The organism is Novimethylophilus kurashikiensis, assembly GCF_003112435.1.
GTDB classification, from domain to species: domain Bacteria; phylum Pseudomonadota; class Gammaproteobacteria; order Burkholderiales; family Methylophilaceae; genus Novimethylophilus; species Novimethylophilus kurashikiensis.
The window spans coordinates 58,742-78,353 of the sequence record NZ_BDOQ01000001.1; the positions used below are offsets into that span (position 1 = coordinate 58,742).

General features: G+C 59.1%; 14 protein-coding genes. 11 read left to right on the plus strand and 3 right to left on the minus strand.

Annotated features, from left to right (window positions below):
* The first annotated feature begins 57 nt into the window (after positions 1 to 57).
* From NMK_RS00265 to NMK_RS00295, 7 genes are all read left to right on the plus strand, one after another.
* On the plus strand, positions 58 to 1,278 hold the full coding sequence (locus NMK_RS00265) for an efflux RND transporter periplasmic adaptor subunit (RefSeq protein ID WP_109013756.1): 1,221 nt from the start codon (positions 58 to 60) through the stop codon (positions 1,276 to 1,278).
* On the plus strand, positions 1,275 to 2,501 hold the full coding sequence (locus NMK_RS00270) for an ABC transporter permease (RefSeq protein ID WP_109013757.1): 1,227 nt from the start codon (positions 1,275 to 1,277) through the stop codon (positions 2,499 to 2,501). Before NMK_RS00265 ends, NMK_RS00270 begins: the two co-directional genes overlap by 4 nt.
* Positions 2,494 to 3,192, plus strand: a complete 699-nt coding sequence (locus NMK_RS00275) for an ABC transporter ATP-binding protein (protein WP_109013758.1) — start codon at positions 2,494 to 2,496, stop codon at positions 3,190 to 3,192. The genes NMK_RS00270 and NMK_RS00275 overlap by 8 nt, the downstream gene beginning before the upstream one ends.
* Positions 3,193 to 3,290: 98 nt before the next feature.
* A complete protein-coding gene (locus NMK_RS00280) occupies positions 3,291 to 3,719 on the plus strand; it encodes a hypothetical protein (RefSeq protein WP_109013759.1) in 429 nt (142 codons plus the stop codon).
* A 103-nt stretch (positions 3,720 to 3,822) separates the two neighbouring features.
* A complete protein-coding gene (locus NMK_RS00285; protein WP_227871282.1) occupies positions 3,823 to 6,084 on the plus strand; it encodes a putative bifunctional diguanylate cyclase/phosphodiesterase in 2,262 nt (753 codons plus the stop codon).
* Positions 6,085 to 6,239: 155 nt separating this feature from the next.
* Positions 6,240 to 7,403 (plus strand): FIST N-terminal domain-containing protein, encoded by a 1,164-nt coding sequence (locus tag NMK_RS00290; RefSeq protein WP_109013760.1) that lies wholly within the window; start codon positions 6,240 to 6,242, stop codon positions 7,401 to 7,403.
* Positions 7,393 to 8,904 (plus strand): diguanylate cyclase domain-containing protein, encoded by a 1,512-nt coding sequence (locus tag NMK_RS00295; RefSeq protein ID WP_109013761.1) that lies wholly within the window; start codon positions 7,393 to 7,395, stop codon positions 8,902 to 8,904. The genes NMK_RS00290 and NMK_RS00295 overlap by 11 nt, the downstream gene beginning before the upstream one ends.
* Before the next feature lie 122 nt (positions 8,905 to 9,026).
* Here the strand turns inward: NMK_RS00295 and NMK_RS00300 are convergent, their stop codons facing one another.
* Positions 9,027 to 10,094 (minus strand): YVTN family beta-propeller repeat protein, encoded by a 1,068-nt coding sequence (locus NMK_RS00300; RefSeq protein WP_109013762.1) that lies wholly within the window; start codon positions 10,092 to 10,094, stop codon positions 9,027 to 9,029.
* A 234-nt stretch (positions 10,095 to 10,328) separates the two neighbouring features.
* Between NMK_RS00300 and NMK_RS00305 the strand changes: the two genes are divergently transcribed.
* Positions 10,329 to 10,658: a hypothetical protein gene (locus NMK_RS00305; RefSeq protein WP_109013763.1), complete on the plus strand. Its 330-nt coding sequence runs from the start codon at positions 10,329 to 10,331 to the stop codon at positions 10,656 to 10,658.
* Between the two features lie 18 nt (positions 10,659 to 10,676).
* On the opposite strand, the gene NMK_RS00310 is transcribed toward NMK_RS00305, so the two are convergent.
* Together NMK_RS00310 and greB are read right to left on the minus strand one after the other, a co-directional pair.
* A complete protein-coding gene (locus NMK_RS00310; protein ID WP_109013764.1) occupies positions 10,677 to 11,951 on the minus strand; it encodes a diguanylate cyclase domain-containing protein in 1,275 nt (424 codons plus the stop codon).
* A 167-nt stretch (positions 11,952 to 12,118) separates the two neighbouring features.
* Positions 12,119 to 12,613, minus strand: a complete 495-nt coding sequence (gene greB / locus NMK_RS00315; protein WP_109013765.1) for a transcription elongation factor GreB — start codon at positions 12,611 to 12,613, stop codon at positions 12,119 to 12,121.
* Between the two features lie 33 nt (positions 12,614 to 12,646).
* On the opposite strand from greB, the gene NMK_RS00320 reads away from it, so the two are divergent.
* Genes NMK_RS00320 through NMK_RS00330 form a run of 3 tightly spaced genes read left to right on the plus strand, consistent with a single transcriptional unit; the run spans position 12,647 to position 19,606 of the window.
* The gene (locus NMK_RS00320) at positions 12,647 to 13,573 is read left to right on the plus strand and encodes a 5'-nucleotidase (RefSeq protein WP_109013766.1); all 927 of its coding nucleotides are present in this window, start codon (positions 12,647 to 12,649) and stop codon (positions 13,571 to 13,573) included.
* The gene (locus tag NMK_RS00325) at positions 13,570 to 16,272 is read left to right on the plus strand and encodes a PD-(D/E)XK nuclease family protein (protein WP_109013767.1); all 2,703 of its coding nucleotides are present in this window, start codon (positions 13,570 to 13,572) and stop codon (positions 16,270 to 16,272) included. The genes NMK_RS00320 and NMK_RS00325 overlap by 4 nt, the downstream gene beginning before the upstream one ends.
* The gene (locus NMK_RS00330) at positions 16,265 to 19,606 is read left to right on the plus strand and encodes a UvrD-helicase domain-containing protein (RefSeq protein ID WP_109013768.1); all 3,342 of its coding nucleotides are present in this window, start codon (positions 16,265 to 16,267) and stop codon (positions 19,604 to 19,606) included. Before NMK_RS00325 ends, NMK_RS00330 begins: the two co-directional genes overlap by 8 nt.
* Positions 19,607 to 19,612: the final 6 nt, after the last annotated feature.

A 19,612-nucleotide genomic window follows, 5' to 3' on the forward strand; every position in this document is an offset into this window, starting at 1 on the left:
CTTCTCTACGGGGTTTTACGCATTACTAGCGATAAGGAGTTATGCCAGAATGCGCTTATGCCCTCGCGCCTGATCTCCTTCAAGACGTTTTTCCTATTGGCCTTGGCTGTCGCGGCAGCCTGGCTCATTCTCAACTGGTGGCGTGGCCCTAAGGTCGACACTTTTACCGTCGAGCGCACTCCGCTCATTCAAACCGTAGTTGCTTCGGGCAAGGTCATGACGCCAAAGCGTGTCGAAATCGGTACCCAAATCACCGGCCGCGTAGCCAGCATCCCCGTGGAAGAAGGCCAGTCGGTCAAGGCCGGGCAAGTGCTGATCGAGTTGGAAACGGCGGAAACCGGTGCGGCGCTGAATCAGGCTGCGGGTGCCGTGCGTCAGGCCGAAGCGCGGTTGAAGCAGCTGCAAAGCCTGGGGCTGCCCACCGCAGAGCAATCCGTGGTTCAGGCCCAGGCCAACCTGGACCACGCTCGCCGCAACTACAATCGCACTAAGCAGCTGCGCGAAAAGGGATTCCTCGGCGAGTCGCAATTAGACGATGCGAGGAAAAACCTCGATGTGGCCGAGAGCCAGCTGCATACCGCCCAATTGCAGGTCGACACCAATCTGCCGCGCGGCAGCGATGTGCAACTGGCCAAGGCGGCTTTGACCCAGGCGCGCGCCAATCTCGCAGCCGCCCAGGCCAAGGAAGGCTACACCACGGTACGAGCGCCTGTGGACGGCGTGCTGATTTCGCGCGATGTGGAGCGCGGCAACGTGGTGCAACCGGGCAAAGCGCTGATGCAGCTGGCGCCTTCAGGGCAGACGCAACTGGTGGTACAGATCGACGAGAAGAATCTTTCCCTGCTCGCGCTCGGACAAAAAGCGTTGGGCTCGGCGGACGCCTATCCCGATCGCAATTTCAATGCCGTGCTGTCCTATATCAACCCTGGCGTCGATGCGCAGCGCGGTTCAGTGGAGGTCAAGCTCGACGTGGAGAACCCGCCGGATTATCTGCGGCAGGACATGACCATCTCGGCCGATATCGAAGTGGCGCGGCGTCCCTCGACACTGGTGCTGCCGCCAGAGACTGTCCACGACATCGGCAAGCCGCAACCCTGGGTGTTCAAGGTGGAGAACGACCGGCTGAAGCGTGTGCCGGTCAAGCTGGGCATCCGCGGCGAAGGCAAGGTCGAGATTCTGCAAGGCTTGCAGGCGGGCGACCGGGTGATTTCCGCCGCGCTGGCGATCTACAAGGACGGACAGCGTATCCGGCCCCTGGTTACAGACCAGCGGCCATGAACCCGCTGTTTCCTTTCGAATTTATCGCCGCCGTACGCTTCCTGCGCGAGGGCCGCATGCAGAGCATCCTCATCGTCGCAGGCGTCGCCATCGGCGTGGCGGTGATCGTCTTCATGTCGGCCTTGCTGACCGGGCTGCAAGGCAACATCATCCGCCGCACCTTAAGCGCCCAGGCCCATATCGTCATTTTGCCGCCGGAAGAAATCGCACGGCCGTTACGTAGCGTGCCGGACGCCCAAGTCGCTGCCATCGTGCAGAAAAAAGCCCAGCGACTGCGCTCCATCGATCAATGGCAAAAGCTGCGCGATTCCCTGCAAACCATGCCCGGAATTTTGGCCGTGTCACCTGAGGCTTCCGGCCCCGCGTTTGCCGTGCGGGGCGATGCCAGCCGATCTATCTCGGTCATCGGTATCGAGCCGGAGCAGTATGTGAAAGTCGTCGCGCTCAACGACAAGATCGTGGATGGCGCCTTGCGCGTTTCGCCCTCTGAAGCGGTGATCGGGACCGACCTTGCGAAAGACTTGGGCGTGGGCGTCGGCGATAAATTCCGCGTGACCACCTCCATCGGCCGCAGCGAAACCTTTATCGTCGGCGGGATCTTCGACCTGGGTAACAAGGGAGTGAACCAGCGCAACGTCTATATTCCACTGCATTCGGCGCAGTCGCTGCTGGACTTGGTCGGCGGCGTATCCAGCCTCGACCTTACAGTGAAGGAAATCTTCAAGGCCGAGGTCCTTGCCCAGCGTATCAACGCCGAAACGGGGCTGGAGGCCGATAGCTGGATCAAGACGAACGCCCAGTTTTTCACCGCGCTTTCGGCGCAAACCTTTACCAATACCATTATCCGCGTGTTTGTCGCACTCTCGGTCGCCTTCGGTATCGCCAGCGTACTGGTGGTATCGGTGGTGCAGAAATCCAAGGAAATCGGCATCTTGCGAGCCATGGGCACCTCGCGCGGGCAGGTCATGCGGCTGTTCCTCATCCAGGGCGGGCTGGTCGGGTTGGCAGGCTCGTGCATCGGCTCCGGTATGGCGAGCCTGTTTCTCATGGGGTGGCGGCAGATCGCCAAGAATCCGGACGGTACGCCCTTGTTCAACATCGAAGTGGATTTGAAATTGCTGATCGGCGCGATGGTGTTGGCGACGCTGACAGGCATTATTTCCGCCGTATTCCCTGCAAGACGAGCATCTAAGTTGGACCCAGTGGTGGCGATTCGTGGCTGAAGTCCTTCGCCTCGACGGCGTTACCAAGTCCTACGGCAGCGGCGAGGTAGAGACCGAAGTGCTGCACGGCATCGATCTGGTGCTGGAACAGGGCGAGTTCGCAGCCCTCATCGGGCCTTCGGGCTCAGGAAAAAGCACGTTGCTCAACCTTATCGGTCTCTTGGATCGGCCCAAGTACGGACGCTTGTCCATCCAGGGCGAGGAGGCCAGCCAACTGGAAGAAGCGGAGCTGACTCGTTTGCGCGGCCGTGCTATCGGCTTCGTGTTCCAGTATCACTACCTTATCGCCGAATTCACCGCGCTCGAAAATGTCATGATGCCCATGCTGGTGGAGCGCGGGCGGCCCGACGCCGAGATGCAAAAGCGTGCGGAATCCTTGCTGGAAAAAGTCGGCTTGTTGCAATGGAAAGATAGCCGGGCGACCAACATTTCCGGCGGGCAGCAGCAGCGTGTCGCCATTGCGCGGGCCTTGGCGATGAACCCGGCGCTGGTGTTGGCTGACGAGCCCACCGGCAACCTCGACACGCATACTGCCGATGGCGTGTTCGAGCTGATGCGTGAAGTCAACCTGAGCAACCGGACGACATTTCTCATCGTGACCCACGATCCGCGGCTTGCCGCCCGGTGCGACCGCATCATCGAGTTGGTGGACGGCCGTATCGTCTCGGATCGCCCAAACACGCGCACATGATTTTGTCGGACAAGGACTACAGTCGACCCAAGTTCTGCCGTTAATGGCTTATGGAAGGCCGCGAAATGGGCATTCCACCGTTAACGTTAGGAACCACCATGCCCCTGAATCTTGCCATCGATAAAGCCAGCACCAAGGATTGCGCCACCGGCACGCTCAAATTGCCTGAGATTCCTGATTTTCCGCTGGTCATCAACCTGGTCAACCTGACCTTGGGCGGCAAGACTTCCAGCCACTGCCTGGTGAGCGTCGAGATCAACGGCGAAACCATCGAGCATACCGTTCATCAGCGACGACACGTCGAGGACTGCCGGCATGTCTTGTCGCGCTTGCCCTTTGCGCCCAGCAGCTTGTTCCTGGAGCGAGTGCTGAGCCCGGTCGTCGAAGAACTGCAGGCACAGCTGGGGATTCCCATTGCCTTGCCGATCGCGGTACGCGATCCGCTGACGCATCTCAAGGCCCTGGCGAATGCAGCATCAGCCGGATTGATTAGCCTCAAGCAACTGGAAAATAACCTGGGGCTCTAGAACCACCAAGCCCTTGATTCAGTTACGGTAAATATGAAAAAAGTATAACTATCTTCGCCCGGATGGTTAAAATGCAATAATCAATCTGCTTGCAGGGGGCTGCATGTTGACTGGGCTGTGGGATTTTCTCGGCGGCGAAGGCTTTATGCCGCATGGGCATTGCTATTTGTGGAAACCGGGGCTGCTTTGGACGTATGTGGTCTCGGACGGGCTGATCGGCCTCGCTTACTTTTCCATCCCTTTGTCGCTGGTGTACTTCGTCCGACACCGACGCGATCTTCAGTTCAACTGGGTCTTCATTATGTTCTCGGCGTTTATCTTCGCCTGCGGAACGACCCATTTCATTTCCCTGTGGACGATCTGGAATCCGGTGTATTGGCTGGATGCCTCCATGAAAGCCGTCACGGCGGCCGCATCGGTTGTGACGAGCATCATGCTGTGGCGGTTGATGCCTGTCGCGTTGAAGATTCCCAGTAACCGGCAATTGCAGGCTACCGTGGCGCAGCTGAGGCACGAGGTGGCCGAGCGCATGCAGGCACAAAGCGAGTTGGCCCATGTCAACGAGACGCTGGAACAACGGGTGCAGCAGCGGACTGCCGAGCTGACGGCAATCAACCAGCAACTTCAGAAGGAAATCAACGCACGCAGAAAGACCGAGTCGGAGCTGTTTTCGGAAAAACAGCGGGCGGTCGTTACCTTGGAATCCATCGGCGATGGTGTCATTACCACCGACACCCGCTCGCATATTACCTACCTCAATCCAATCGCGGAAAAACTGACCGGCTGGTATAACGAGCAGGCCATCGACAAGCCCTTGCTAGAGGTCTTCCGCATCGTCAACGAAACCACGCGCAAGCTGATTCCGAACCCGGTCGATGTGGTGCTGGAGCACGGCGAAGTCTATGGGGTGGGCAACCATACCTTACTGTTAAGCCGCGGCGGGAAAGAGTACGCCATCGAGGATTCTGCCGCGCCTATTCGCGACCATGACGGCAACGTGCTGGGCGTCGTCCTGGTGTTCCACGACGTGAGCGAAAAACGCAAGATGACCCAGCGTATGACGTATCTTGCCGAGCACGATTTCCTGACCGACCTGCCCAACCGTCTACTGCTCAACGACCGCCTTTCGCAATCGCTCACCTTGGCGCGACGCGATGGATACTTCGTGGCCTTGATGTTCATCGACCTCGATCACTTCAAGAACATCAACGATAGCCTGGGTCACGAGGTGGGCGATCAGTTGCTCAAGATGATGTCCAAGCGCTTTCTCGCTTGCCTTCGCGACAGCGATACCTTGAGCCGCCAGGGCGGGGATGAATTCATCGTGTTGCTGCCCGAAATTGCCGACCACTTTGCGCCGGCCGAAGTGGCGGAAAAGCTTTTGAACGCTGCGGCGACGCCTTTCAACATCTCCGGTACCGAACTCCGCGTCTCGGCCAGTATCGGCATTGCGGTGTTCCCGGACGATGGGGATACCGTCGAAGCCTTGACCAAGAGTGCCGATGCCGCCATGTATCATGCCAAATCGTTGGGCCGCAATAACTACCAGTTCTTCACCCAGGCCATGAACGAGCGGGTGAGCGAGTTGGCGTTGCTCGAGCACAATTTGCGCCGTGCGGTGGAGCACAACGAATTCGAGTTGGCTTTCCAGCCCAAGATCGAGATTGCCACGGGACGCATCATGGGGGCGGAAGTCCTGCTACGCTGGCGCCATCCCGAATGGGGGCTGGTGATGCCGGAGCGGTTCATCCCCATCGCCGAAAGCACGGGGCTGATTCGCAGCATAGGCGGGTGGGTCATCCGCGAGACATGCCGACAGAGCCGGGCTTGGCAAGACCAGGGCTTAGCCGCTGTCCCATTGGCAATCAATCTATCTGCCGTGCAGCTACGCCAGAAGAATTTCCTGCAAGAGATTACGCAAATCCTGTTGCTGAGCGGAGTGGATCTACATCAGCTCGAGTTCGAAGTGACGGAAAGCGTGGCGATCGAGAGCGAGGCCGAAGTGATTGAGTGGTTGGGCAACCTCAAGGACATGGGCGTCGGACTATCCATCGACGATTTCGGTACGGGCTATTCCAGCTTGTCCTACCTCAAGCGCCTGCCGGTGGATACCTTGAAGATCGACAAGAGTTTCATCCGGGATATCTATACCGATCCGGACGATGCCACCATCATCACCGCGATCATTCGCATGGCGCATGGCTTGCGCTTGAAAGTGATCGCCGAGGGGGTGGAAACGTCCGAACAACTGGCGTTCTTGCGAGCGGAGGATTGCGATCAATTCCAGGGATACCTGATCAGCCTGCCGTTGCCAGCTTCGGAGTTCGCTCAATTCATTCGGGAGTGGAAGGCGGAGTTGCTTTGAAGCTATACGCATTTTGAGTAAGAATAGACCTGCAATAAATTCATGGTATTTTCAAAATTCCCTTAATAACCAGGTTGTTGCCTAGGATTATATTTCTAATTTGTTGCTACAATGATGTTGTGGAAGTAGACGACAATCAATGCAATTAGAAATAAATGAACGGCTCCTTCACTTCAGGCCGAATTCGCAAGGCCCAATCACAGGATTTAGATCCCAGGCAGGCGGTAAGAGCGTTTCATGCCGCAGTCTCGTCGCCCAAGATGGCGCTCGTGGTGTTTTTCTGTTCCAGCCATTACGACCTCGACGTGATCGCTGCGGAGATCAACGCTTGTTTTCACGGAGTCCCGGTCATCGGCTGTACCACGGCCGGAGAAATCGGACCGTCAGGTTATCGCCAGCACAGTATTTCCGGCTTTAGCCTGCCTGCTGACGATTTCAGCGTGGCCCTCGGCCATGTAGAAAGCCTGGACTCCTTCAATCCTGCTGCTGCAAATGCCATAGTGAGCCGCTTGCTAGGGCGGCTCGGTAAGCCCGGCACTTTTCATGGCAGCCACTATTTCGCGCTTCAGTTGATAGACGGGCTTAGCAACCAGGAAGAGATCGTGACGCAGGCTTTTCAACAGGCCCTAGGCGGTATCGCCTTGTTTGGCGGTTCTGCAGGCGACGATCTGAGAATAGAAAGCACGTGTGTGTTCAGCGATCACGCATTCCGCCGCAATTCCACGGTCTTGGCCATCATAGAAACTGTGGCTCCGTTCACGATTTTCAAAACACAGAATTTCATCGGCGGACACGATCGCTTTGTCGTGACCCAGGCCGATGCCGAAAGCCGCACGATTTACGAGTTGAATGGCGAGCCGGCGGTCCAGGTTTATGCGCGGGCCACCGGGGTGACGGTGGACGCACTGGACGACAATCATTTTTCCGATTTTCCCGTCGTGGTACGTCTCCACGGCATGGATTATGTGCGCTCCATTCAAAAAGCCAACCGCGACGGCAGCCTGACTTTTTATTGTGCTATCGAACGGGGATTGATCCTGAGAATCGGCCAGAGCTTGGATTTCACCGGGAATCTAGCCTCCGTGCTGGACAATGTCCGTAGCAAGGTAGGCGAGCCGGAATTACTGATTGCCTGCGATTGCGTGCTGCGTCAGATCGAAATGAAGGAAAAAGGCTGGCAATCCGAGGTCGAACAATTATTCGAACAAAACAATACCGTGGGATTCAGCACCTACGGCGAGCAATTCATGGGGATACATATGAACCAGACCTTGTCAGGGCTCGCCATCGGCTACGGCAGGGGCGAGCATGATGTATAGCAAGAAAGTCGCGCCCGATTCGATGACATTCGAAGCGCTGGCCGAGGAGAACCGACGGCTGCGCAAGATCATCGATGCATTGATGGATCGCGTCGAATACGGCGAGGCAGGTGAGTCGTCTGCTTACGGTGTTTTTCAATCCACGGTGATGCTGGAGAATCTGGTCCGGCTGCGTACGCATGAATTGGAAGCCGCGCTTGAGCGCAATGAGAAGATAGGCCGTGATTTGCAGCATGCCAACGAGAAGCTGGCTCAGAGTGAGGATGGCTTCCGTAACATTGTCGATAATGCCCCCATCGGTATGTCCGTCATGGATACGAGTTATCACTTTGCCTTGGTCAACCGGGCGTTCTGCAACATCGTGGGCTATACCAGCGATGAGTTGAAAAATCTGACGCCACTCACCTTGACACACCCAGACGACCTAGCATTAAGCCTCGATAACTTTGAGCGGCTAATTACCGAGGATATTAGTTCGTACCAAATCGAGAAACGCTATATCCGCAAGGATGGGGAGGTCGTATGGGTGCAGCTGACTACCTCGCTGTTACGCGACACCCAGGGGCAGCCAATCCATTTCGTCGCCCAAATGCAAGACATTACTGAGCGCCGTCGATCGGAAGAGCAGCTGAGACTGGCTGCGACGATTTACAACAGCAGCAACGAAGCGATGATGATTACCGATGCGCAAAATACCATCGTCGCCACCAATCCGGCGTTTACCGCATTGACGGGCTATGCGGCCGATGACGTGCTAGGCAAGAATCCCAGCGTGCTGAGTTCCGGCAAGCAGGACAAGCAGTTTTACCAGGCGATGTGGGAAACGCTTGCCCAGCACCATTACTGGGAAGGCGACGTCTGGAACCGGAAGAAGAGCGGGGAAGTGTACGCTGAGTGGCTCTCTATCAGCGCCGTGCAGGATGATGACGGCCAGGTGCAGAACTACGTCGCGCTATTCACCGATATCACTGAGCAGAAGCAGGCTGCCGATCTGATTTGGAAGCATGCCAATTACGATGCACTGACCCAGTTACCCAATCGCCGGTTGTTCCGCGATCGGCTTGAGCAGGGAGTGAAGAAGGCGGAACGTAACGGCGACGTGCTTGCCTTGCTGTTTATCGACCTCGATCATTTCAAGGAAGTGAACGATACGCTCGGGCACCAGGCTGGAGACGATTTGCTGGTGCAAGTGGCGAACCGCATCACCAGCGAGGTGCGAGCCTCGGATACGGTGGCCCGCCTCGGCGGCGACGAATTCACCGTCATCCTGACCGACCTGGCCGATGCCAGCCGTATCGACCGTGTCGCCCAGGCTTTGGTCGATAGCCTGGCAAAGCCTTTCCAGCTCGGCAATCAGGAGGTCCACGTTTCAGCCAGCATCGGCATCATCGTTTATCCGGATGATGCGAGGGACGTGCACAGCTTGCTCAAGGGGGCGGACAAGGCCATGTATCGATCCAAGAGCGAAGGCCGTAATCGCTTCACTTATTTCGGCCGATAGTCCTGGCGTGTAGCGCAGGCGGCCCCGCCTGATCGAATACCGCAGGCAAGATTTCTTGCGTCACGATAAAACTAAAACGGCACCTCAGGTGCCGTTTTAGTTACAACCTCAGATACCTGAAACTACGGGCGATCCAAGCTACCCATAGACTTCGGATAAGTCACGATGCCCCAGGGCATGTCCTTGTCTGCGATGCGCTTGGTGACTTCGAGTTTTTGCGTGTCGATCACAACCACTTCATTCGATTTGCCGCAGGCGAGCAGGATGTTCTGATCGTCCGGGGTGAAACTGAAATGCCAGCAGCGGTCGCCCGTGGGAATGTCTTTGACCTTGTCCAGCGTCTTGGCGTCGAACACCTGCAAGGCCTTTTCCTTGGAGGTGGCGACGAAGAGATATTTACCCTCGCGGTCGAAGGAGACGCCGTAGGGCGATTTTCCGGTGGCGATGGACTTGACCGGGTTGAGCTTGCTGTCGAGCACGACCAGCTTGTCGGAAAACTCCAGCGTGGTCACGTAGGACTTGCCGTCCGGCGCCACCTTGATGCCGCGCGGACGTTCGCCGTAGGAAGCGACGGAGACGCTCTTCACCAGCTTGCCGGTCTTCATGTCGTGCACGGTGATGGAGTTATCGGACTCGTTGGTCACGATCATTTGCTTGCCGTCCTTGGAAAACTCGACGCCCTCGGTTTCCGGCTTGCCGACGATATCCTTCACGACCTTGCCCTGCTTGAGATCGACAATGGCGATATGGCCGGGCAGCTTGTCGTCGTCATCGTCTTCCTTGGCGGCGGGAGTGCCGGGCTTGGGCGGAGGACCGGACTTGGAACTGGGTTCGTAGGTTACGAATACCTTGTCGCCGTAGACGCGCACGAATTCCGGGTTCTTGCCAATGGGAATCTGCTTGGCGACCTTGCCGGTAGCGGTATCAATGACGGAGATGTTGCTGTCGTCCTTGTTGGCGGTGACTAGCAGCTTGCCGTCGGCGGTGATACCGATGCCACGCGGGCCCTTGGCCTGGATGTCGAGGCTGGACTTGGTTTCCATGGTGCCTAGGTCGATGACGCTGACGCCGCCTTCCTGGTTGGAAACATAGGCGACACCTTTGTCTTCGGCGATTGCAGAAGTAGCTGCGACGCCGAGCGCGAGCAGGAGCGCGGCGTTGAGGCCACGCTTGTGATACGGCTGGTTCATGCGGTTTTTCTCCTTGATTGGCAGTTGCCGTGGGTCGAACAATTCTTACAGCGGCGGGGAGCCGGCTTCCCGGTTGCTGATGCTGTGAGTGCGACAGCTCGAAAAAATTCCGTAACGGCCGCTTGCGGCTTTGAGGACGAAGGATTCTAAAGCACGTCCAGCCTCAAGGCGAGCGCGATATAGCCGTTAATCGACGCATTGCTCAAGCAATTTCATTTGGATTAGACTGGAGCCATGCAGATTCAAGTCGGAGAAACCTGGGGTAAGCGCCAATCGACGGGGAGTGTGACCGTTTATCTGGTGTTGAAATCGGACCGCCGGGGCAAAGTGACGCTGCAGAACCTCAAGATGCCGACCAGCATCATCGAAACCAAGGGCGACAAGCTTGAAAGCGACGGTTATTTTCGCGTGAGCGATACGCCTTACGTCAATCTCTCTTCCAAACGCAGCGTTCGTACACCTATCGACAAAATCGCACGCTGCCCGCGAACCATTGATATCTTCGAAGGCCGCGCGGATAGCGAGTTTCCCAGTATTCCCCAAATCCAGCCCGAGCTGTTCTAGCAGCCTAGGCCTTCTCGGCTAATGCTCGTTGGTAAAGCCTTCGTTGGCGATGCGGAAGGTGTTCTTGCCGTTCTGCTTGGCCCAGTACATGGCCTCATCGGCTTGTTTTAGCAAGGTCTCGAAATCGCTCGAACTATCGGGGTAGATGGCAATACCGATACTTCCGCCGATATGGCATGGCTGGTCCTTAAGGTCGATAGGCAGGGCCAGCACGTCGATGACTTTTTGGGCCACCCAGGCCGCGTTGGCGTCCTCGCCGACGTTATTGAGGATGAAAGTGAATTCGTCGCCGCCAATACGGGCAACAATGTCAGATTCGCGAATCACGCTCTTGAGGCGCTTGCCGACTTCCTGCAACAGCACGTCGCCCGCATCATGACCCAGCGTATCGTTGACCTGCTTGAAGCCGTCCAGGTCCAGGAACAGCACAGCGACCTTGTAGCGGTTGCGTCGCGCCATGGTGATGGAATGTTCCAACTGCTCTAAAAAAAGCGCTCGATTGGGCAAGCCCGTGAGGTAGTCGTGATGGGCGAGATGGGTGATTTTTTGCTCGACCAGCTTGCGTTCGGTGACATCGCGCACGATGCCGACGAAATAGCGCTGCCCCTTGATCTCCATTTCCGAAGCCGAGACTTCCATCGGGAATTGTTCACCGTTCTTCTTGATGGCGACGACTTCCTGCCCGCGGATGCCGATAGATCCGCGTTGGCCGGATTGAAGGTAGCGGGCGATATCGGCGGCATAGGCCTGCTGGGTCTCATCCGACAACAGCATCTTGACGTGCTGACCAAGCACGTCGTTTTGCGAGTAACCGAAAATTTCTTCCGCGGCCGGGTTGAATGCCTGGATTTCGCCGGTATCTGACACGGTGATGATGCCGTCCATGGCGTGGTGAATGATGGCGTTGAGCTGGTTCTGGCTGGTTTCCAGCTCGCCCTTGATGCGTTTCAGGTTGGTAACGATCTGCCAGAAGAGCTTGGCTTCCGGCCCGCTGGTGACCTGTTTGTTGTTCAGGACGGCCTTGACCTCGGCAATGACGCTATCGTCGTGCGTGAGGTTGTAGATGATGCAATCGGGGTAGGAGGTGCAGGCTTGCAGGGCTTGATGAATATCAGTATAGATCGGAATACTGAATTTCTGTGCGAGGATCATACCCGGTGCATCTGCACTCGAGTCGACGATCCCGACAACCTCTACCAGATCGTCTTCAAGAAACATTTCCAACAAGGCATAACCACCGCGCCCAGCTCCCAGAATCAGGACGGGGTAGCCATGAATCTTCCGTTTCACCATAGAAATCCCAGCGGGTTATTGTGACCAACGCCTGAGGCTCGGCCGGATTTGTTTTTACCCGATTGTACCTACTTTTTTGTTTGACTAGGAATAATTACGGGCGACGTAGGACATGCTTTCGTGGAGTGTAGTCAAAGTCCTACTTTTGCAGGGAAAGGCCTGTTGGGTCAGGCTGTTGGCGCGGTATACCGGATTTCGATCACTTCGTATTCTTCCTCGCCGCCTGGCGTATGGAGCCTCACTGTGTCGCCCTCGGCCTTGCCCAGCATAGCCTTGGCCAGCGGCGAGATCCAGCTGATCCAGCCGCGTGACGGATCGAGCTCGTCCTGGCCCACAATGCGGTAGATGTGCTCGGTGTCTTGGTTGATGGAGTACAGCGTCACCCAGGCCCCGAAGTAGACCTTCTCCAACCCCTGCTGCTTGGCTGAGTCGACCACCTCTGCGAGGTCCATGCGCTTCATCAAAAAACGCAAGCGCGAGTCGATCTGGCGCAGTCGCCGCTTGCCGTAGATGTAGTCCGCGTTTTCGCTGCGGTCGCCGTTGGACGCCGCCCAGGATACGTCCGCGACCACCTTGGGCCGCTCGACCTTGTAGAGCTGGTCGAATTCTTCCTTGAGCCGGGCGTAGCCTTCCGGCGTGATGTAATTTTTTTGGTCTGCCATGAGACAGGATTTTACCTACAATAGCGCCATATCATGCCCACCCCAGATCAAAAACTACCAGATCAAAAACTCGTCGTCGGCATCGCTTCGCGTGCGCTGTTCGACCTGAGCGAAAGCCATGCCGTATTCGAGCAGCAAGGCGAAGAGGCTTACTGCCGCTACCAGATCGAGCACGAGGACGACCCGCTGCAGCCCGGCGTTGCCTTTCATCTCGTGCGCAAGCTGCTGAAGCTGAACACCGATCCGGATGCCCCGCGCGTCGAAGTCATTCTGCTGTCGCGCAATAGCTCCGATACCGGCTTGCGGATTTTCAATTCCATCCGCCATTACCAACTCGACATCACCCGGGCCGTGTTCACGCGCGGCCAGAGCCCGTTCCGTTACGTGGCGGCGTTCGGCATCCACCTGTTTCTTTCGGCCGATCCCGAGGACGTGCGTCAGGCACTGGAGGCGGGTTTTGCCGCCGCGACTATCCTGCCTTCCAACGTTGGTCAGCCAACGAATGCCGGCGACCAGTTGCGAATCGCCTTCGACGGCGACGCGGTGCTGTTTTCCGACGAAGCCGAACGCGTCTACAAGGAAGGCGGCTTGCAGGCGTTTACCGACAACGAAACCCAGTCCGCGCATGAGCCCTTGTCTGGCGGCCCGTTCAAGAATTTCCTTGCCATGCTGCACCACATTCAGTCCGAATACCCGGCGGATACCTCGCCGATCCGCACTGCCTTGGTCACGGCACGCGGCGCACCGGCGCATGAACGCGTGATCCGCACCTTGCGGCATTGGGGCATTCGCATCGACGAATCGCTGTTCCTCGCAGGCATGCCCAAAGGGCCTTTCCTGCAAGCCTTCGGCGCGGATATTTTCTTCGATGACCAGCGCAAGCACTGCGATTCGGCGCGCCTCCACGTGCCCACCGGTCATGTGCCGCACGGCGTGGCGAACGAGGCGGCAGCCAAATGAACGGAGAAACGCTCGTTCTCTGTTCCACGCCGCGTCTTGCGCGTAATCTTCGCCTCGCGCATAGCCGCGACCAAGCGGCACAAGGGTTCAAGCAATGGCGACCGTTGCAGGCGCTCACCCTGAACCAATGGCTGGACGCGCTCTACACTCAGGCTCAACTGATGGGACTGATCCCGGCCGAGCACGCGCCGCGCCTGGTGCTTGGGCCCACGCAGGAACGCATCCTGTGGGAACGCACCATCGAATCGGAATTGGCGGAAAACCCGGCGGAAGCGCTGTTTGACCGCGCCGGGCTGGCCGCTGCCGCAATGGAAGCGCATCGCCTGATGCAGGAATGGAGCGTGGATGCCGGGACAGATCACACGCACGAGCAAACGCAGGAAACCCGGCAGTTTTTGCGTTGGCGCAACGCCTTCCGCGCCGCCTGCCGCAAGCTGGAAGTGCAGGATGTGGCCAGCCAGTTCGATGCCCAGATCGAATGCGTGCGGCATTTTTCCGTACCGCTGCCCGCGTGCATTCATCTCGCCGGTTTCGACCGAAACACCCCGCAGGAAAAACGCCTGTTTGCCGCCTTGCAACAGCGCGGTGTCGAAGTACTCACTTGGCCTTTGGGCCTGCCGCAAGCGGCCGATGCGGTACAAATCGCCTACGACGATGCCGAAGCCGAATGCCGCGCCGCAGTCGCCTGGGCGCATACCCAATTCGCAAACAATCCGGAGGCAAGGCTGGCGATCGTGGTGCCGGAACTGGGTGCGTTGCGCGCCGGGCTCTCCGCTATCCTGGACGACGTGCTGCACCCCGAATCCTTGCAGCCCGCGCATGCCGAAATGCCGCGCCGCTACGACTTTTCGCTCGGTACGCCGCTCGCCACGCATCCCATGATCGCGATTGCGCTGTCTTTGCTGCGCCTCGTCACGCAGCGCTACCGTATCGCCCAGCCCGAGTTTTGCACCTTGCTCGCCAGTGTCTATTGGTCGGCCAGCGAGAGCGAAGCCGATACCCGTGCGCGGCTGGATGCCGAAATGCGTCGCAAGCTCGGTGCTACGCTGCATATCGAGCAATTGCTGCGCCTTGCCCGCCAGGTGCAGGGCGAGGGGACTTCGCTCTCGCGGCTGGTGTTGCATCTCGAGAACGTCGCTGCCGCCGATTGGCGCGGACGCAACGCGCCTTCGGCCTGGAGCGCTCAATTCTCGGCCTTGCTGAAAGCCTCAGGATGGCCCGGCGAACGCAGTATTTCCAGCCACGAATATCAGGCGCGTCAATCCTGGAGCGAAGCGCTCGCGGATTTCGCCAGGCTGGATCTGCTCCTGGGTACCATCCCCGCCACCGAAGCCGTCAGCCGCCTCGCACGACTGTGCCAGGAACGCATCTTCCAGCCCGAAGCCGTGGGCGAACCGCAGTTGCAGGTGATGGGCATGCTGGAAGCGCAAAGCGCCCCGCTCGACGCCGTATGGGTGATGGGCATGAACGATCATGCCTGGCCGCCGCCGGCACGCCCCAATCCCTTGCTGCCTGCCGAGGCTCAGAGAAGGGTGGGGGCGCCCAATTCCTGCAGTCGAGTGCAGGCCGAATTCGCACAAGCGATCCATGCCCGCCTGCTGCACAGTGCCCCGGAAATCGTATTCTCCTGGTCGCACAAGGACGGCGAGCGCGAACTGCGCCCCAGCCCCTTGCTGGCGGGGATGCCTGAATGGAAAGCGCCTGTCGAACCGGCGCACACCATGGCCGAACGACTGGCCCAGCCCGCCTCCATGCAGCACATCGACGACCACATCGCGCCGCCCGTGGCCGAGGGGGAAAAAGTGCGGGGCGGGGCGGGGCTGCTCAAAGCCCAGGCCATTTGCCCCGCATGGGCCTATTACCGTTACCGCCTCGGTGCACGGGCGCTGGAAGAGCCGGTGGATGGCCTCGACAGCATGGACCGCGGCACGCTGCTCCACGCCGTGCTGCAATGTTTCTGGCAGGGTCGCGGATCGGCGGCCTTGCAAGCCATGGACGAAGCGACGTTGCAGGCAGCCTTGCTGGATGCCGTGGAGCGCGGCGTCGCACAATTCTGTCAAAACCAGGACAAAGCCCTGCCCGAGCATTTCCTCGCGCTGGAAAAACAGCGCCTGCAATTCCTGCTTGCGGCCTGGCTCGAATTCGAACGCGGCCGCAGCTCGTTCACCGTGGAAGAATGCGAGCGCAAGGTTGCGCTCAACATCGAAGGCATCGCCGTCGATCTCACCCTGGATCGCGTGGATGCGCTGGACGACGGACGCCTCGTCGTCATCGACTACAAAACCGGCGGCACCGTCAGCCACAAAAGCTGGGCCGAAACCAGGATCAGCGAGCCCCAGCTCCCCATCTACGCCGCGCTTGCCCTGGCGGACGGCGAGATTGCCGCCGTCTGCTTCGCCAAGGTGCGTGCCGACGAACAACGCTTCATCGGCATCGCCCACCTTCCCGAAACCCTGCCCGGCGTCGATTGCCTGGAAGAGGCCCGCAAATTATTCCTTGAGGAAACCTTCCCCGACTGGCCCAGCGTGCTCAACCACTGGAAAACCTGCCTCGCCGCCATTGCCAACGAGATCAAGGCGGGAGAAGCCGCGGTGAAATTCGCGAGCGAAGACGATTTGGCCTATTGCGAGGTCAAGCCCTTGCTCAGATTGCCCGAGCGCAAATTGCAATTCGAACGGGAGGCCGGCAGCCATGGATGATCAACGCCTGCTGCTGGAAGACACCCTCAACCGCCAACGCGCCCTCGACCTGGAATCCTTCATCGTCGAGGCTCCAGCTGGGGCGGGCAAGACCGAGTTGCTGACGCAGCGTTACCTCAAATTGCTCGCGGTGGTGGACGAGCCGGAGGAAATCGTCGCCATTACCTTCACCAACAAGGCGGCCGCTGAGATGCGGAGCCGGGTGTTGCAGAGCTTGCAGGATGCGGCGGACGAGGTGCCGATCGACAAGCCGCACAAGCAGACGACGCGCGAACTAGCGTTGAAAGCGCTGGCGCGGTCGGCGGAATTGGGATGGGAATTGCTGGCGCAGCCGGGGCGTTTGCGCATCAACACCATCGATTCGCTGTCCAGCAATCTGGCTCGCCAGATGCCGTTGATGAGCCGGTTTGGCGCACAGCCCGCGGTGAGTGACGATGCGACCGTACACTATCTCGAAGCGGCGCGGCGCACGCTGGCGATGTTGGAGGACGAGGGCGGCAACGGCGCGGTGACCGAGGCTTTGCGCTACCTTGATAACGACACGGTTCGACTTTCCAATCTGCTGGCCGAGATGCTGGCGCGGCGCGACCAGTGGCTGGAGCATGCCGGGCGGCAATCGGTACTGGCCGAGGTCGAGGCGGCGCTGCGGCATTTGATCCAGCAGGATATCGCTGCGGCCGCCGCTGTATTGCCGCCGCGCCTGCAAAACCATTTGATGCCGGCGGCGCGTTACGCCGCATCCAACCTGGCTTGCGATTGCGAAATCGCCTTGCTGCTGGATTGGGACACCGCGATTCCTGCGACGCCCGAGGCGCTGACGATGTGGCGCAGCGTGTGCGAACTGCTGCTCACGCAAAAGGGCGATTTGCGCAAGAGCGTGACGGTGAAGCAGGGTTTCCCGCCGGGCGAGGAGAGCAAGCCGTACAAGGACATACTGGCCGAGGTGATCGCCTCCATTCCCGATGCGGCGCCCTTGGCCCGGCTGCGTGACCTGCCAGACCCCCGCGGGGATGAGGACGAGCATCGCATCGTCACAGCGCTGGCGCAGCTTTTGCAGCTGGCGGCGACGCATTTGTGGATGGTTTTTCAGGAAGCAGGCGAGGTCGATTTCGTCGAGATTTCGCGCCGGGCGCTGCTGGCGCTGGAGGACGACACCGGCCCGACCGATCTGGCGCTCAAGCTCGATTACAGCATCCGCCATTTGCTGGTGGACGAATTCCAGGATACCAGCCCTGCGCAAGTCGAATTGCTGCGGCGTCTGACCCAAGGCTGGGAGGCGGGCGACGGACGGACTGTTTTCTGCGTAGGCGACCCCATGCAGTCGATTTATCGTTTCAGGAAGGCCGACGTAGGCCTGTTCCTGCAAGTGGCGGAGGCGGGCATCGGGCATCTGCATTTGCAGCCGCTGCATCTCACGCGCAACAACCGCTCTTGCCCGGCGGTGGTGGAGTGGGTCAATACCGCCTTCGAGCGCGTGTTTCCCACGGAAGACAGCGTGGCGCGCGGCGCCATCAGCTACCGCCGTTTCGCCGCGACGAAAGCGCCGGTGCAAGGCGAGGGCGTGGTGGTGCATCCGCTGGTGCTGGACAACGGCAGCCTCAATGGGGAAGCGAGCGCGCTCGAAGCCTGCTATATCGCCGACCTCATTGAAAAAGAGCGGGCGCAATATCCAGGTCGCAGCATCGCCGTGTTGGTGAGGGCGCGTGCACACCTTGATGCGCTGGTTGCCGAGATTCGTCGTAACCGCCCGCACTTGCGTTTTCAGGCGGTGGAAATCGAACAGCTATCCGGCAGGCAAACGGTGCAAGACGTACTGGCTTTGACCCACGCCTTGTTCCATCGCGCCGACCGCGTGAATTGGCTGGCGATTTTGCGCGCGCCGTGGTGCGGCTTACAGCTTGCCGATATGCATGCCTTGGCGGCCGATGACCATTATTCGACCCTCTGGCAGCTGATGCAGGACGAAAATCGACTTGGCCGGATGTCCGACGACGGCCGGCAGCGCTTGCTGCATGTACGGAATGTAATTGCCGAAGCCTTCGCCCATCGCGGCAGGCAATCCGTCAGGCGCTGGATCGAATCGGTGTGGCTGCGGCTGGCCGGGCCATATTGCCTATGGGATGCAGGCGACGTGCGCGACGTGCAAGCGTTTTTCGACCTCATCGACCAGTTGGACAGCGCGGGTCGTTTTGACCTGCCGCGTCTGGAAGCCGCGATGGAAAAGCTCTACGCAGCCCCGGACGTGCAAGCCGACGAATCGCTGCAATTCATGACTATCCACAAATCCAAGGGCCTGGAGTTCGACACCGTCATCCTGCCCGGTCTGCATCGCGTGCCGAAGAAGACCGATGCGCCGCTGGTGCTGTGGGAGAGCGTCCCCATGCCGGACGGCGAATTGCAACTCGTGGCGGCGCCCTGGGTGCCCAAGCATAAACGCGAGGATATCCCCAGCGCCTACGATTACCTACAAGGGCTGGAAAACGAACGCGCCGCCAACGAATCGGCGCGGGTGCTGTATGTCGCCGCCACCCGCACCGAGCGCCGTCTGCATCTGGTCGGCGCCGTCAAGACCGACGCCAAGGGCGAGCGCAAGGCGCCGTCCAATACTTTCCTGCAACTGCTGTGGAGCACCGTGGGCGGCGAGTTTCTCAACGCCTCTCAGCAGGCGACGACTGAGGTCGAAGCAGCCGACGAAGCCGAATTCATCCCCAAACTCATCCGCCTGCCGCAACCGTCTACGCCCGAGCCGCTGGCGGTAGAACATGCCGCTATGCCGAGTAAGGCCTATGCGGCCGACGAAGAAACTGCCGACACATCGGGCAATCTCGACACCCATTGCGGCACATTGGCCCACCTCTACATGGAACTGATCGTGGCAGAAGGCTTGGAAGCCTGGACTGTCCAGCGCGTCCAGGCGTTACAGCCCGCGATGACCCGCTGGCTGGCGCAACAAGGCCACGGAGAAGAAGATTGCCAGCGCGGCGCCAAACGCGTCATGGATGCCATACTCACTACGCTCTCCAGCGAATCCGGACGTTGGGTACTGCAAGCCCGCGAAAACGCCACCTCCGAACTCGCCCTCGCAACCGCCGACCAAGCCAACGTCGCCCTGCACGTCATCGACCGCACCTTCATCGATAACGGCGCACGCTGGATCGTGGATTACAAATCCGCCCGGCTAGGCGACGATGCCGCGCAGGAAAACCTCACGCAGCAGGCGGAGAAATACCGGACACAGCTGGAACGCTACGCCGCATTGTTCGCCAACGAAGGACTCCCCGTGTGCAAGGCGGTATTTTTCATGGCGCATGGGGTCCTCGTTGAATTGAGGTAGAGATCA

What these genes read in the sequence shown, in the direction of transcription:
- NMK_RS00265 (WP_109013756.1), top strand. Translation starts at nt 58, where the DNA reads ATGCCCTCGCGCCTGATCTCCTTCAAGACGTTTTTCCTATTGGCCTTG.
- NMK_RS00270 (WP_109013757.1), top strand. Translation starts at nt 1,275, where the DNA reads ATGAACCCGCTGTTTCCTTTCGAATTTATCGCCGCCGTACGCTTCCTG.
- NMK_RS00280 (WP_109013759.1), top strand. Translation starts at nt 3,291, where the DNA reads ATGCCCCTGAATCTTGCCATCGATAAAGCCAGCACCAAGGATTGCGCC.
- NMK_RS00285 (WP_227871282.1), top strand. Translation starts at nt 3,823, where the DNA reads ATGTTGACTGGGCTGTGGGATTTTCTCGGCGGCGAAGGCTTTATGCCG.
- NMK_RS00290 (WP_109013760.1), top strand. Translation starts at nt 6,240, where the DNA reads ATGAACGGCTCCTTCACTTCAGGCCGAATTCGCAAGGCCCAATCACAG.
- NMK_RS00295 (WP_109013761.1), top strand. Translation starts at nt 7,393, where the DNA reads ATGATGTATAGCAAGAAAGTCGCGCCCGATTCGATGACATTCGAAGCG.
- NMK_RS00300 (WP_109013762.1), bottom strand. Translation starts at nt 10,094, where the DNA reads ATGAACCAGCCGTATCACAAGCGTGGCCTCAACGCCGCGCTCCTGCTC.
- NMK_RS00305 (WP_109013763.1), top strand. Translation starts at nt 10,329, where the DNA reads ATGCAGATTCAAGTCGGAGAAACCTGGGGTAAGCGCCAATCGACGGGG.
- NMK_RS00310 (WP_109013764.1), bottom strand. Translation starts at nt 11,951, where the DNA reads ATGGTGAAACGGAAGATTCATGGCTACCCCGTCCTGATTCTGGGAGCT.
- greB (WP_109013765.1), bottom strand. Translation starts at nt 12,613, where the DNA reads ATGGCAGACCAAAAAAATTACATCACGCCGGAAGGCTACGCCCGGCTC.
- NMK_RS00320 (WP_109013766.1), top strand. Translation starts at nt 12,647, where the DNA reads ATGCCCACCCCAGATCAAAAACTACCAGATCAAAAACTCGTCGTCGGC.
- NMK_RS00325 (WP_109013767.1), top strand. Translation starts at nt 13,570, where the DNA reads ATGAACGGAGAAACGCTCGTTCTCTGTTCCACGCCGCGTCTTGCGCGT.
- NMK_RS00330 (WP_109013768.1), top strand. Translation starts at nt 16,265, where the DNA reads ATGGATGATCAACGCCTGCTGCTGGAAGACACCCTCAACCGCCAACGC.